The sequence below is a fragment of the Immundisolibacter cernigliae genome (assembly GCF_001697225.1).
Lineage (GTDB): Bacteria > Pseudomonadota > Gammaproteobacteria > Immundisolibacterales > Immundisolibacteraceae > Immundisolibacter > Immundisolibacter cernigliae.
Genome location: NZ_CP014671.1, coordinates 1,434,251 through 1,446,528 on the forward strand (window position 1 = coordinate 1,434,251; position 12,278 = coordinate 1,446,528).

Sequence of the window (12,278 nt, forward strand, 5' to 3'; positions counted from 1 at the left end):
TCTCCGTGTGAGAGGTGGATGCGAATCAGCGTGTCTGACTGTCGTCGCCGGGACTCGATGATTCCGGCTGTACTACCGTTGCCCGCGCGATCTGGGCTTCGGCTTCGAGCCAGTCGTTGAGCCGGTCATCGGCGTTTCCGCAGAACCCGCGGCGCTCCGCGCGGTAATAGGCCGCTTCGGCGATCATCGATTGGCGCATGTCGCCGCAGCACGTGGCGCCGGCTTGCGGCGGGGCCGTGATGGCCGTGTCCGGGGTCTTCCGGGATGTCCGTCGGGTCTTCATGTGGTGGCTCTCCGTTGCGAGGTGCGTCGTGGGGCCGCCGCGGAGCGGGCCGTGGCGGCCATGGGGTAGAGGTAGTCGCGGGTGACCGGCAGGCGGTCGAGCGTCTGCGTGAGCTGCAACTGGAACACCGCGAGATCGCCGTGCCGGAAGCAGGCCGCGCAGGCCTGCAGGTAGAACTCCCACATGCGGCAGAAGCGCTCGCCCATGTGCCCCGCGATGTCCGCGCGCGCCGCCTGGAAGCGGGCGTTCCAGTGTTCGAGCGTCAGCGCGTAGTGCAGGCGCCAGTACTCGAGGTCCGTGCCGATCAGGCCGGCCGCCTCGACGGCCGCCAGGACTTCGGAGGCCGCCGGAATGTAGCCGCCGGGAAAAATGTACTTGCGGATCCACGGATCCGAGCCGCCGCCGGCCGAGTAGCGCCCGATCGTGTGCAGCAGGGCGACGCCGTCGGGCTTGAGCAGCTCCCGCACGCGGCGGAAGAACAGCGGGTACTGCGGGCGGCCGACGTGCTCGAACATGCCGACGCTGACGATCGCGTCGAACGCGCCGGTCGTGTCGCGGTAGTCCTGCAGGCGGAACTCGACGCGATCCTGCAGACCGCGTTCGCGAGCACGCTGCTGCGCGACCTTGAGCTGCTCCTGCGACAGCGTGATGCCGGTGCAGTGCACGCCGTGGCGCTCGGCCAAGTACATCGCCAGGCTGCCCCAGCCGCAGCCGATGTCGAGCACGCGCGCGCCCGGCTTGAGGTCGAGCTTGGCGGCGATGTGCGCGCACTTGGCCTGCTGCGCCGCTTCCAGCGAGTCGTCCGGGCTGCGGAAGTAGGCGCAGGAGTAGTGCAGGTCGCGGTCGAGGAAGCGCCGGTAGACCGCGTAGTCCACGTCGTAGTGATGGTGCACGTTCGCCAGCGCGCGGCGGCGCGTGTTCAGCTCGCCGAGCTGCGCGCGCAGCTTGTTGTACCAGCGGGCCGCTGCAGGCCCTGCGAGGCCGTCGAGGTTGCTGACGCACACGCGCAGGACCTCGGCCAGATTCCCGTTCAGCGGCTCCCAGTGGCCGTCCATGTAGGCCTCGGCAAAGGCCAAGCGCGGATTGCGCAGCATGCGCCACAGCACGGACGCGTCGCGCACGCGCACGGCGACGGGACTGCCGCTGCCCAGGCGCCAGCGGCGGCCGTCCGGCGCGACGAATTCCACGGCGCCGGCGCAGCAGCGCCGTCCGATCAGATCGAGGATTGCTTGCATGGTTCAACGCCCTCCATTGAGGTGTGACAAGGGTTGGGTCATCGAACGGGTAACGACCAGGTGATGCGCGTCGGCCTTGCGGTCGTCCCAGATTCCAGCGGGTTCCTTCACGGTCATCGCTACCACCACAGGCGCACGCCTGCGACGAGGCGGTGCTCGTTGACCGGCTCGTCATCGGCGCGGGCGAAGTCGGCCGTATCACCGAATGATCGCTCCCAGACATAGCCGATGTAGGTGTTCCATCCCGGATCATCATATAGTTCCGTCTCGGTCCCCGCTGCTGCTGGCGCGCGAGGTGTTCCGGGAGCTGGCAGGGGACGGGAAAGCGGTTGATCGGGAGGTGTCCGCATGCTGATTGCACTGCACAAACAAGCCCGCACCACGCCCCACGTGCGGGCGCAGATCGCGGCCAGTGATGAGCCGGTGGCGGTGCTGGCCCGCCGCTTTGGCGTCACCGAGCCGACGATCTACAAATGGAAGCGGCGCCCGGATGTCTACGACCGGCCGCACACCGCGCACCGCCTGCAAACGACGTTGACCCCCGGCCAGGAGGCGATCGTGGTCTACCTGCGCCGGGCCCTGCTGCTGCCGCTGGACGACCTGCTGGCGGTGACGCGCGAGTTCCTGTGTCCGGACGTGTCCCGCTCCGGGCTGGACCGCTGCCTGCGCCGCCACGGCGTGGGCAACCTGCGCGCCCTGCGCCCGGCGCCGGACAAAGCGGTCAGCAAGACCTTCAAGACCTACGTGCCCGGCTTTGTGCACGTCGACGTGAAGTACCTGCCGCAGATGGCCGACGAGGACCGGCGCCGGTTCCTGTTCGTGGCCATCGATCGGGCCACCCGCTGGGTTTACGTGGCCCTGAAAGCCGACAAGAGCGCGCGCTCGGCGCGCGCCTTCCTCAGTGCCCTGGCCACGGCCTGCCCGGTGCGCATCACGCGCCTGCTCACCGACAACGGCACCGAGTTCACGGACCGGCTGTTCGGGAGCCGGGCGCGGGCCCCGACCGGGACGCATGAGTTCGATCGCCTGTGCCAGGAACTGGGCATCGAGCACCGTCTGACGCCCCCGCGCCACCCGCAGACCAATGGCATGGTCGAGCGCTTCAACGGGCGCATCGCGGACCTGCTGCGCACGCACCACTTCAGGTCCAGCGAGGACCTGGAGCAGACCCTGCACCGCTATGTCACGCTCTACAACCACCACTTGCCGCAGAAGGCACTGAACGCCCAGACTCCGGCTCAAGCGCTTCAGCACTGGTACGCTTCAAAACCGGAGCTGTTTCATCGAAGGCCAAATAATCGGCCGGGACGTGACATGTAGGGACCGAACTTCCGTCGTACCTCGTAGCGCAGACGCAGGCCGAACTCGACATTGCTGACGCCGCTGCCCAGGCCACGCTCGGGTTCCGACCGGCTGTAGGCGTTCGACTCGAAGCTGGGCGCCAGGATCAGGTGGTTGGTGAACAGCAGGTCGTAGGACGCCTTGAACCGTGCGGCCAGACGCCCGTCGTCGCCGACATAGCCGGTAGCCTGGATTTCGAACCAGTACGGCGCCAGACCCTCGACGCCGAAAGCCGCCCAGGTGTGAGCCCCGGTGCCGAAGTCCTGGCGCACGCCCATCACCGACCCCCAGAAGGGCGCGTATCCGCGCCACCAGAGCAGTTCGGCGGTGGTTTCGGAGTCGACCGGCTGCCCGCCGACCTTCAGGCCCTGGCTGCGCAGCCAGAACTTGTTCGTGTCCCCGCCGTAGGCGGCCTGCAGCGACCAGGCGCCGCCGTCGCCTTCGTTGCCGGAGACGAACTCGAACTCGTCGAGCAGAAACAGGCCGATCGCCATCTGGTCGGTCTGCTCGAAGCCGGGCATGCCGGTGTACTCGTAGCCGTCGGCCCAGGCGTTCGGATCGCGTGCGTCCGCCGGCGCGCGACCGCCCTGCATGGCGCCCATGTCCATGTCCATGCCCTGGCTCATGGACCCGGCGCCATCGCGCAGTGGCTGATCGCCTTCCAGGTCATGCCCTTCTTCCACGCCGGCTTCCATCGGCATCGAGCCGTGCTCGTGCTGCTCCTGCTCCTGCGCAGGCGATGCCGCTTCGGGCTCCGCGGCCATGGTCGGCGAGGTGACCAGGAACAGGGCGCCGAGCAGCACGGCCGCCGGACGAATCGTGGTTGGCCTGTTCATGCGACCACCACCTCCCGGAACATGCCCGCGGCCATGTGATAGAGCAGGTGGCAGTGGAAGGCCCAGCGCCCCGGCGCGTCGGCGGTCACCGCGAAGCTGAGGCGCTGCGCCGGCTGCACCGAGACGGTGTGCTTGCGCACCTGGAAGCGGCCGTGCGGCGATTCGACCTCGCTCCACATGCCGTGCAGGTGCATCGGGTGCGCCATGGTCGAGTCGTTGACCAGCACGATGCGCAGCCGCTCGCCGTGACGGAAGTGGATCGGCTTGGCGTCGTTGAGCTTGACGCCGTCCAGCGACCACATGAAGCGTTCCATGTTGCCGGTCAGGTGCAGCTCCAGCTCGCGCTGTGGCGGGCGGTGATCGAGCGCACCGCCGGGTGTGCGCAGGTCGGCGTAGGTCAGCACGCGGCGGCCGTTGTTGCGCAGGCCTGCGCCGGGGTCGTCGAGATTGGCGCGCGGGTAGTCCACGCGCATGTCGGTGCCGGGGCCGTATTCGGTGCGCGCATGGCGCGCCTTGGCGGGCATCTCGACCATGCCGTGGCCGGCGTGGCCTTCGGGCATGCCGGACATCGCCGGCATCGCCACCATCGCGCCCATCATGTCCACCGGATCGAGCCAGACCCGCGGGTCCGGCGCCGGCACCTCGGCCTCCATGCCGGCGCGCGGCGCCAGCGTGCCGCGCGCGTAGCCGCTGCGGTCCATGGCCTGCGCGAAGATCGTGTAGGCGCGATCGTCCGGCAGGCGCACGATCACGTCGTAGGTCTCGCCGGGACCGATGCGGAACTCGTCCACCTCGACCGGCTCGACCGGCTGGCCGTCGGTACCCACGATCGTGAGCTTGAGGCCGGGGATGCGCACGTCGAAGAAGGTCGCGGTGCCGGCGCCGATGAAGCGCAGGCGCACGCGCTCGCCCGGCTTGGCCAGCGCCGTCCAGTTGCCGGCCGGCGGCGCGCCGTTCATCAGGTAGGTGTAGGTGGCCGCGGATACGTCGCTGTAGTCCGTCGGATTCATGCGCGAGCGGTTCCACATGCGGCGCTTGTCGACGGCGGCGCGCAGGCCCAGCTGTTTCGCGTCGTCGAGGAAATCGCCGACGGTGGGCTGCGCGAAGTTGTAGTAGCCGCCCATCTTCTTCAGGTTCAGGAACACCTGCAGCGGGTTCTCGTCGGTCCAGTCCGCCAGGATCACCGGATAGTCGCGCTCGGCGACGACCGGGTCGGGCATCCGCGGCTCGACGATCAGCGCGCCGTAGAGACCGGTCTGCTCGTACAGCGTGTGCGCGTGATACCAGTAGGTGCCGCTCTGCTTCAGCGTGAACCGGTAGGTGAACGTCTCGCCCGGCGCGATGCCGGGGAAGCTGATGCCGGGTACACCGTCCATCTCCGGCGGCACGATCACGCCGTGCCAGTGGATCGTCGTCATCTCGGGCAGGCGGTTGGTGACGCGCAAGGTCACGGTGTCGCCTTCGCGAACCCGCAGCACCGGGCCGGGCAGCCGGCCGTTGACGACGGTGGCGCTGCGCGCCTGCCCGGTGAAGTTCACCGGCAGCTCGTCGACCGTCAGATCGAAATCGGTGCCGCGCAGTTCGGCCGGGCCGGCCGACGCGGCCAGCGCCCAGGCGTTGCGTACGTGGGCGCCTGCCGCAGCCAGCGCTGCCAGTGCCGTGAGGCCCTGCACGAAGCGTCGCCGGCTGGCCGAGGGCAGAGCGAGCGAATCGCTCACGCCAAGGCGTCGCGCCCGTTTATTCCTGTTCTTCATTGGATTGGGCGATGGCGGCCGCATTGGTCTGCACGGCCTGCTGCAGCCGCGCCTCGATGTCGGCCGGCAGCGAAGTCTTGATGATCTGCCCGCCCGTGCCTTCGAGCGCGGCGATCACCTTGTCGGTGGTCATCGAGCGGGCGAGCACGAACAGCGCCGAGCAGCAGGGCTCGACTTCCTTGCTCAGCGCGCGGATGAAGTCGTCGTTGATGCCGAAGTCGGCGAAATAGCCGCTCAGTGCGCCGATCCCGGCGCCGGCCGCGCCGCCCACGACCATCCCGAGCGGCCCGGCGAAGATGAGGCCGATCAGGATTCCCCAGAAGCTGCCGCCCCACGCGCCCGAAGCAGCGAGATTGACCGACTGCTGCAGGGTTAGCCTGCCCTTCTCGTTGCGGCGCACGACGACGGCGTCGTCCAGGTCGATCAGATACTCCTCCTCCAGGTCACGCAGCCGATCCAGCGTCTTCGCGGCAGCGTCCGGCTGGTGCTTGTAGATCACGGCAATCAGGGTTTTCATGGCAGGGTTCCTCGGGTTGAATGAAGGGATGGGCGGCGCGGCTCCGGCCCATTGGCGGAGTGTTCGGAAGCGGAGTGCAGGTCAGGCATCGGCGCGCCCCCGTAGCGCCGGTGCAAGGCGTTGTGGATCGGGCAGTACACGAGCCCGGCGTAGGCGCCGTAGAGGAAGCTCTCGGCCAGGCCGAGCAGGAAGCCCCACCAGGTCAGCCAGCGGAACGCCGGCAGCAGCGCCTCCAGTACGGCTTTCATGTGCAGGCCCTCCGGCGCGACGAGACCCCAGATCACGCAGACGACGAACGTGATCGCGGCGAACAGGCCCAGCGCCCAGCTCACGAGCTTGGTGTTCAACATGGCGGGCGCCTCAGTGCTGGTGACCGGACGGCGGCGGGTCGTCGTCGCGGGGTCGGCGGCCTGCGCCGCCATGGCCACCATGACCGCCGTGGCCGCCATGCCCGAACAGGTGCATCGCGATGAACGCGACGAAGATCAGGATCCAGAACCAGTTTTGCGTCAGCCATTCCATGAGGAAGCTCCTTTCAGGGGTTGCGGCTTGGGGGTGGCGCTCAGCCGCAGCGTCAGCGCGCGTGCCAGGCCGAAGCTCAGGGGAAACAGCAGGACCAGCTGCAGCACCGGCAGCAGCGAGACCGGCGTCGCCGGCAGTCGCGGCGCGCGCGCGGTGTAGCGCCACCAGTGCATCGCCAGCGCGTGCAGCTCGACCGCCACGCTGAGTGCGAGCGCCAGACCCAGCAGCGACAGCCAGACGCGCGGCGTCCAGCGCTGCAGCGGCCAGCGCGGGTTCCAGCTCACGAGCGCGGTGCCGAGCCAGGCGAGAGCGGTGAGCACGAGATCGCCCAGCGTTGCGCTCAGCATCGCGGCCATCGACGCCGGCGCACGCAGGTGTACGAAGAAGGCCTCGCACTGCACGTACTCCCAGATGAAGTGCAGCACGAAGCTGACCAGCGCCAGCGCCGGCCAGAAAACCCACATGGCGGATCGGCGGGACATGATCAGTGCGCCGCGACGGCGGACGGCGCGGACGGCGCCGGCGCATCGGCCTGCGCCAGCCGCAAGCGCTTCAGCAGGAGCGCGTTGACGGCGACCAGCACGGTGCTGCCGGACATCGACAGCGCGGCGATCTCCGGCGACAGCGTCAGCGGATACAGCACGCCGGCGGCGAGCGGAAACGCGATGACGTTGTAGCCGGCGGCCCACCACAGGTTCTGGTGCATCTTGCGGTAGGTCGCGCGCGAGATCTCGATCGCCTTGACCACGTCGAGCGGGTCGCTCTTCATCAGCACCACGTCGGCGCTTTCCATCGCCACGTCGGTGCCGGCGCCGATCGCAAAGCCGACGTCGGCCTGCGTCAGCGCCGGTGCGTCGTTGACGCCGTCCCCGACCATGCCGACCTTCTTGCCCTGCGCCTGCAGCTCCCTGACCTTGTCGGCCTTCTGCCCCGGCAGCACGTCGGCGAGCACGATGTCGATGCCCAGCTCCGCGGCGACGCGCTCGGCAGTGCCGCGGTTGTCGCCGGTGAGCATCGCCACCTGGACGCCGCGCTCGTGCAGGCGCGCGATCGTCGCCTTCGATGTCGGCCGCGGCGCGTCGGCGATCGCGATCAGTCCGACGAGCGCGTTGCCGCGTGCGACGTGCACGACGGTGCGGCCGGCGCCCTGCAGTTCGCGCGCGCGATCGCCCAGCTCGCCGATGCCCACGTTCTCCGACTCCATGAGCTTGCGGTTGCCGATCAGCACGCGCTGGCCGCCGATGGTGGCGACCGCACCCATGCCGTCGTGATTGCGGAAGCCCTCGGGTCGGGTCAGCGGCAGGTTCTTCGCGCGTTCCAGAATCGCCCTGGCCAGCGGGTGCTCGGAGGATTGTTCCGCCGAGGCGGCCAGCGTCAGCAGCTCATCGGTCGTGACGCCGTCGGCGGGCACCACCGCGACGACGCGCGGCTCGCCCATCGTCAGCGTGCCGGTCTTGTCGAAGATGACGACGTTCAGTTTCGTCGCCTCCTCCAGCGCCGACGCGTTCTTGATCAGAATGCCGTGCCTGGCGCCCAGGCCGGTGCCGACCATCACCGCCATCGGCATCGCCAGGCCCAGCGCATCGGGGCAGGCGATCACGAGCACGGTGATGGTCAGCGTCATCGCCAGCAGCACGGTCTGGCCGATGACGAAAAACCAGACGCCGAAGGTCAGCAGCGCGACGACGATCGCCGCCCACACCAGCCACTGCGCGGCGCGGTCGGCGAGCAGCTGCGCCGGCGCCTTCGAGTTCTGCGCCTCCTGCACCAGCTTGACGATCTGCGCCAGCGCCGTGTCGGCACCGACCTTGGTCGCCTTGAAGCGGAACGCGCCGCTCTTGTTGATGGTCGCGCCGATGACGGCGTCGCCGGGCTTCTTCTTCACCGGCATCGACTCGCCCGTCAGCATCGACTCGTCGACCTGCGACTCGCCTTCGAGCACGACACCGTCGACCGGAATCTTGCCGCCGGGCCGGACGATCACGGTCTCGCCCAGCAGCACCTCGGCCGTCGCAACCTCGACCTCGCGGCCGTCGCGCAGCACGACCGCCTTGGGCGGCGACAGGTTGAGCAGCGCCTTGACCGCCTCGGAGGCGCCGGCGCGGGCGCGCATCTCCAGCCAGTGGCCGAGCAGGATGAATACCAGCAGCACGGCTGCGGCCTCGAAGAACTGCGGGCCCGGAAACAGAAAGGTCGCGCCGACGCTGTAGAGGTAGCCGGCGCCGACCGACAGCACGACCAGCGTCGACATGTTGACCGCGCCGTTGCGCAGCGCCCGCAGCGCGTCGGTCACGAACGGCCAGGCCGGCCACAGGATTGCGCCGCTGGCCAGCACGAACAGGAACAGGTTCAGGTTCATGCCCAGGGGCGGCTTCAGCGTCGGCAAGTCCATGCCCATCGGGGCGGCGAGGAAGATCGGCACGCTGAACAGCAGGCAGACGAGGAAGCGGTTGCGCAGGTCGCGCACCATCGCCTGCATGTCGCCGCCGCCGTGGTGCATGCCCTCATGACCGGCGTGTTCCGGCGCGACGGCGTGCTTCGCCGGTTCGTGCGCCGCATGCTTTGCCTGGGCGTGCTCTGCGTGAGCGTGCGTGGCGTGCGCATGTGCCGCGCGCGCCGGTAGCTCGTGATCGCAGACGTGCTCGGGCACCGACTCGCCGCGGCAGTGGTGGCCGCAGGCACGGATGACGTCCGCCAGCGCAGCGGCGCTGGTGCTGGCTTCGTCGTAGCGCACGGTCGCGCTGCCGCTGACCGCATTGACGTGTGCTTCGGCGACGCCGGGGACGCGATTGAGCTGTTTTTCGACGCCCAGACCGCTCATCGCGCCGAGCAGGCCGGATACTTCCAGCGTGGTGGTTTTCATGAAGTGCTCCTGAGCGAAGATGCAGTCGGCGCCAACAGCTCGCGCACGGCGTCGGCGATGCGCGGATGCAAGTCGATGACGAGCAGCGGGCTGCGGTCGCGCCAGCGCTCGACCTGCGGCACTGAAACCTCGCCCTCGCGGTCGCCGTGACGCTGCTTGTCGACAACGGCGAACGGGCAGCACGCGAGACGCGCGACCCATTGCGCGGACTCCGAGTCCGGACCCAGCAGCAGCGGCGCGTCGACGTTCGCGGCGATCCACTCGACGGTGGAAGCTGCGGCCGCGACGCCCCGCGATTGCGCCGCGAAGCCTTCGAAACGGCAGATGGCGCAGTCCGCGTGCATGTAGATCATCGGCTCCTGGTAGGTGTCGATGCCCAGGCGTCTGAGCGCGAGCTGCGGATGAGACGGTGCGTTCATCGCGTGCTCCCGGCGAGCTCGACCTGCTCGCGGTAGTCGGGCACGCGGCAGCGCCAGCCCAGCGTCTCCTCGATGTGCACGCGCATCGCGTCGGCGGCGCCGGGTTCGCCGTGGGTGATGAAGGTCCGCTTGGGCGGCGTCCTGAAGCCGCGCAGCCAGTCGAGCGTCTCGGCGTAGTCGGCGTGTGCCGACAGATTGCTGATCTGCGCGATCTCGGCGCGCACGGCGACGTACTCGCCGAAGACCTTGATCGACTCGGCGCCCGCGAGCATCGCTGCACCGCGTGTGCCGCCAGCCTGGAAGCCGGCGAACACGATCGTGTTCTTCGCGTCCGGTGCGAACGCGCGCAGGTGATGCACGACGCGCCCGCCGGTGGCCATGCCGCTGCCGGCGATGATGACCATCGGTCCCTCACGGCGATTCAGCGCCTTGGAGTCCTCGACCGAATTGACGTAGCTAGCGGCGTGGCACATCGCCTGGCACTCGTCCGGACTCAGCCGGTGCTCGACGCGATGGCGGTGGTAGACCGCGGTTACGTCCTGCGCCATAGGGCTGTTGAGATACACCGGCAGCGTAGCCGGGATCGTGCCTTCGCTCTTGAGGCGGTGGATGCACCACAGCAGATGTTGGGTGCGGCCGACGGCGAAGGAGGGGATGACGACGACGCCGTCGCGCGCGATCGTGCGCACAATGACCTCGCCCAGCTCGCGGTGCGCGTCGGTCGGTTCGTGCAGCCGGTTGCCGTAGGTGGACTCGACGACCAGGTAGTCCGCCTGCTCCACGGCTTCCGGCGCGTGCATGATCGGGTCGTGAGGCCGGCCGAGGTCGCCGGTGAACAGCAGCGACGACGTGCCGTCGTCGATGTGCACGAAGCTGCTGCCGAGGATGTGCCCCGCCTTGTACAGACGCAGGCTCAGGCCGGGCGCCGGCGAGAAGTCGTGGTGCAGCGCAACCGGTTCGAAGTGTTCGAGCGCCCTGAGCGCGTCCTTCTCGGTGTACAGCGGCAGCGCCGGCTTGTGCTTGCTGTAGGCGCGGCGGTTGGCGCGCTCCGCGTCCTCCTCCTGCAGCCGCCCGCTGTCCGGCAGCAGGATCTTGCACAGATCGTAAGTCGCTTCGGTGCAGTGGACCGGCCCGGCATAGCCGTTGCGGATCAGCAGCGGCAGGTAGCCGCTGTGATCCAGGTGCGCGTGCGTCAGCACGACGGCGTCGAGTGCCCGTCCTTCGAACGGCAGCGGCGACCAGTTGCGCAGGCGCAGCTGCTTGTAGCCCTGGAACAGGCCGCAATCGACCAGCACGCTCGCCTTCTCCGTGCGCACCAGATACTTCGAGCCGGTGACGGTGCCGGTGGCGCCATGGAATCCGAGTCTCATGTCACGCGCCCGTCAGCGGATAGTCGAAGGTGACGACGGCGGTCTTGCCTTGCCCCGGACGCGTGATCTCGATGCGGATCTGCCGGCTGCCGGTTCCCGCCAGCGGCAGGTAGTTGCCGTAGCTGGTCGCGCCCGCCACCGTCATCCGTTCGAGCGCGCGTGCCGGCGCGGCGCTGCCGACCACGCGCGCCGACACCGTGGCGTCGGTGATGCGTGCGCCGGTTGCGGCATCGAACAGCGCGATGACCACGTGTTTCTCGCCCGGGCTTTCGTGCCCGCGCCCGTGCATCTGCGACTCGGGGTGCGCGAGCGGATGTCCGCGCACCACTTCGGCGGGCATGACGCCGAAGTACACGACGAGACCCTCGGCGTAGCGCACGTAGGGATCGGCAGCGGCCTGCGCCGAAGCCACCAGAGCCATCAGCTGCAGCGCCGCGGCCAGCATCCAGTGGTATCGCCGTTTCATGGCGCGTCTGGATGCCGGCGCTGCGCTGGTGCAGATCCCTTGCGCAGCCGGGGGAAGAACGCCGGCACGGCAGCCGCGTAGCGCTCGTACTCGGCGCCGAACTCGCGTCGGGCGTCAGCCTCCTCGCGGCGCGCGAGGCGCACATACATGTAGACCAGGATCGGGTACATCAGCAGCGTCAGGATCGTCGGCCACTGCAGCAGAAAGCCGGTCATGACCAGCACGAAGCCGACGTACTGCGGATGACGCAGGCGCGCGTAGGCGCCGGTCGTGGCCAGTTTTCCCGCCTTCTGTGCCGCGTGCAGCACGCGCCAGGCGGACGCGACGATCCAGAAGCCGGCGATGATCAGCACGTTGCTGACGACGTGGAACGGGCCGAAGTGGGGGTTTCCTTTCCAGCCGAACAGCATCTCCAGCAGGTGTCCGGAGTCATGCGCGAGCCAGTCGATCTGCGGGAAGCGCGACGTCAGCCAGCCGGACAGGAAGTAGATCGTCAGCGGAAAGCCGTACATCTCGGTGAACAGCGCGAGGATGAACGCCGAGAACGCGCCCAGGCTGCGCCAGTCGCGCGAAGTCTTCGGCGGCGCGAAGCTGAACGCGAAGTAGATGAACAGCGCCGAGTTGATCGCCACCAGCAGCCACAGGCCGTAGGCGGAGGCTTGTTCGTGCATG

15 protein-coding genes are annotated in these 12,278 nt (G+C 68.9%); 1 reads left to right on the forward strand and 14 read right to left on the reverse strand.

Translation table 11 applies throughout. The features are described 5' to 3' along the window. Positions 1–25: 25 nt before the first annotated feature. The 3 genes from PG2T_RS06810 to PG2T_RS16990 all read right to left on the reverse strand — a co-directional run bounded on the left by PG2T_RS06810 (position 26) and on the right by PG2T_RS16990 (position 1,868). Entirely contained in the window at positions 26–283 is a 258-nt protein-coding gene (locus PG2T_RS06810; RefSeq protein WP_068803696.1) for a DUF2934 domain-containing protein, read from the reverse strand. Next, positions 280–1,518 (reverse strand): SAM-dependent methyltransferase, encoded by a 1,239-nt coding sequence (locus tag PG2T_RS06815; RefSeq protein ID WP_068803697.1) that lies wholly within the window; start codon positions 1,516–1,518, stop codon positions 280–282. Before PG2T_RS06815 ends, PG2T_RS06810 begins: the two co-directional genes overlap by 4 nt. A gap of 119 nt (positions 1,519–1,637) precedes the next feature. Beyond that, on the reverse strand, positions 1,638–1,868 hold the full coding sequence (locus PG2T_RS16990; RefSeq protein WP_075968150.1) for a copper resistance protein B: 231 nt from the start codon (positions 1,866–1,868) through the stop codon (positions 1,638–1,640). Here PG2T_RS16990 and PG2T_RS06820 point away from each other — a divergent pair. After that, positions 1,867–2,838: an IS481 family transposase gene (locus PG2T_RS06820; RefSeq protein ID WP_068803698.1), complete on the forward strand. Its 972-nt coding sequence runs from the start codon at positions 1,867–1,869 to the stop codon at positions 2,836–2,838. The genes PG2T_RS16990 and PG2T_RS06820 overlap by 2 nt on opposite strands. Here the strand turns inward: PG2T_RS06820 and PG2T_RS06825 are convergent. Genes PG2T_RS06825 through PG2T_RS06875 form a run of 11 tightly spaced genes read right to left on the reverse strand, consistent with a single transcriptional unit; the run spans position 2,799 to position 12,277 of the window. Continuing rightward, positions 2,799–3,695 (reverse strand): copper resistance protein B, encoded by an 897-nt coding sequence (locus tag PG2T_RS06825; protein ID WP_068803699.1) that lies wholly within the window; start codon positions 3,693–3,695, stop codon positions 2,799–2,801. The two genes, PG2T_RS06820 and PG2T_RS06825, sit on opposite strands and share 40 nt — an antisense overlap. Next, the gene (locus PG2T_RS06830) at positions 3,692–5,449 is read right to left on the reverse strand and encodes a copper resistance system multicopper oxidase (RefSeq protein ID WP_083214810.1); all 1,758 of its coding nucleotides are present in this window, start codon (positions 5,447–5,449) and stop codon (positions 3,692–3,694) included. The genes PG2T_RS06825 and PG2T_RS06830 overlap by 4 nt, the downstream gene beginning before the upstream one ends. Continuing rightward, entirely contained in the window at positions 5,433–5,966 is a 534-nt protein-coding gene (locus tag PG2T_RS06835) for a DUF1269 domain-containing protein (RefSeq protein WP_068803704.1), read from the reverse strand. Before PG2T_RS06835 ends, PG2T_RS06830 begins: the two co-directional genes overlap by 17 nt. After that, complete coding sequence (locus tag PG2T_RS06840) at positions 5,963–6,316, reverse strand: DUF5676 family membrane protein (protein WP_202816453.1); 354 nt, start codon at positions 6,314–6,316, stop codon at positions 5,963–5,965. The genes PG2T_RS06835 and PG2T_RS06840 overlap by 4 nt, the downstream gene beginning before the upstream one ends. Positions 6,317–6,326: 10 nt before the next feature. Beyond that, complete coding sequence (locus PG2T_RS06845) at positions 6,327–6,488, reverse strand: DUF2933 domain-containing protein (protein WP_068803706.1); 162 nt, start codon at positions 6,486–6,488, stop codon at positions 6,327–6,329. Further along, positions 6,476–6,970 carry a hypothetical protein gene (locus PG2T_RS06850; protein WP_145931030.1) on the reverse strand — a complete coding sequence of 165 codons (495 nt, stop codon included), beginning with the start codon at positions 6,968–6,970 and terminating at the stop codon, positions 6,476–6,478. The genes PG2T_RS06845 and PG2T_RS06850 overlap by 13 nt, the downstream gene beginning before the upstream one ends. 2 nt (positions 6,971–6,972) lie before the next feature. Continuing rightward, a complete protein-coding gene (locus tag PG2T_RS06855; protein ID WP_068803710.1) occupies positions 6,973–9,351 on the reverse strand; it encodes a heavy metal translocating P-type ATPase in 2,379 nt (792 codons plus the stop codon). Continuing rightward, positions 9,348–9,770, reverse strand: a complete 423-nt coding sequence (locus PG2T_RS06860; protein ID WP_052160098.1) for a hypothetical protein — start codon at positions 9,768–9,770, stop codon at positions 9,348–9,350. Before PG2T_RS06860 ends, PG2T_RS06855 begins: the two co-directional genes overlap by 4 nt. Then, a complete protein-coding gene (locus PG2T_RS06865; protein WP_043105759.1) occupies positions 9,767–11,140 on the reverse strand; it encodes an MBL fold metallo-hydrolase RNA specificity domain-containing protein in 1,374 nt (457 codons plus the stop codon). Before PG2T_RS06865 ends, PG2T_RS06860 begins: the two co-directional genes overlap by 4 nt. Position 11,141: 1 nt before the next feature. Next, on the reverse strand, positions 11,142–11,606 hold the full coding sequence (locus tag PG2T_RS06870; protein WP_068803712.1) for a hypothetical protein: 465 nt from the start codon (positions 11,604–11,606) through the stop codon (positions 11,142–11,144). Beyond that, positions 11,603–12,277 carry a methyltransferase family protein gene (locus PG2T_RS06875; protein ID WP_068803714.1) on the reverse strand — a complete coding sequence of 225 codons (675 nt, stop codon included), beginning with the start codon at positions 12,275–12,277 and terminating at the stop codon, positions 11,603–11,605. Before PG2T_RS06875 ends, PG2T_RS06870 begins: the two co-directional genes overlap by 4 nt. Between the last annotated feature and the right edge of the window lies 1 nt (position 12,278).

Excerpts from the sequence above, each read along its gene's own strand:
- PG2T_RS06865 (WP_043105759.1), bottom strand. The coding sequence starts at position 11,140 with ATGAGACTCGGATTCCATGGCGCCACCGGCACCGTCACCGGCTCGAAG.
- PG2T_RS16990 (WP_075968150.1), bottom strand. The coding sequence starts at position 1,868 with ATGCGGACACCTCCCGATCAACCGCTTTCCCGTCCCCTGCCAGCTCCC.
- PG2T_RS06815 (WP_068803697.1), bottom strand. The coding sequence starts at position 1,518 with ATGCAAGCAATCCTCGATCTGATCGGACGGCGCTGCTGCGCCGGCGCC.
- PG2T_RS06840 (WP_202816453.1), bottom strand. The coding sequence starts at position 6,316 with ATGTTGAACACCAAGCTCGTGAGCTGGGCGCTGGGCCTGTTCGCCGCG.
- PG2T_RS06875 (WP_068803714.1), bottom strand. The coding sequence starts at position 12,277 with ATGCACGAACAAGCCTCCGCCTACGGCCTGTGGCTGCTGGTGGCGATC.
- PG2T_RS06850 (WP_145931030.1), bottom strand. The coding sequence starts at position 6,970 with ATGTCCCGCCGATCCGCCATGTGGGTTTTCTGGCCGGCGCTGGCGCTG.
- PG2T_RS06810 (WP_068803696.1), bottom strand. The coding sequence starts at position 283 with ATGAAGACCCGACGGACATCCCGGAAGACCCCGGACACGGCCATCACG.
- PG2T_RS06835 (WP_068803704.1), bottom strand. The coding sequence starts at position 5,966 with ATGAAAACCCTGATTGCCGTGATCTACAAGCACCAGCCGGACGCTGCC.
- PG2T_RS06825 (WP_068803699.1), bottom strand. The coding sequence starts at position 3,695 with ATGAACAGGCCAACCACGATTCGTCCGGCGGCCGTGCTGCTCGGCGCC.
- PG2T_RS06870 (WP_068803712.1), bottom strand. The coding sequence starts at position 11,606 with ATGAAACGGCGATACCACTGGATGCTGGCCGCGGCGCTGCAGCTGATG.
- PG2T_RS06855 (WP_068803710.1), bottom strand. The coding sequence starts at position 9,351 with ATGAAAACCACCACGCTGGAAGTATCCGGCCTGCTCGGCGCGATGAGC.
- PG2T_RS06830 (WP_083214810.1), bottom strand. The coding sequence starts at position 5,449 with ATGAAGAACAGGAATAAACGGGCGCGACGCCTTGGCGTGAGCGATTCG.
- PG2T_RS06860 (WP_052160098.1), bottom strand. The coding sequence starts at position 9,770 with ATGAACGCACCGTCTCATCCGCAGCTCGCGCTCAGACGCCTGGGCATC.
- PG2T_RS06845 (WP_068803706.1), bottom strand. The coding sequence starts at position 6,488 with ATGGAATGGCTGACGCAAAACTGGTTCTGGATCCTGATCTTCGTCGCG.
- PG2T_RS06820 (WP_068803698.1), top strand. The coding sequence starts at position 1,867 with ATGCTGATTGCACTGCACAAACAAGCCCGCACCACGCCCCACGTGCGG.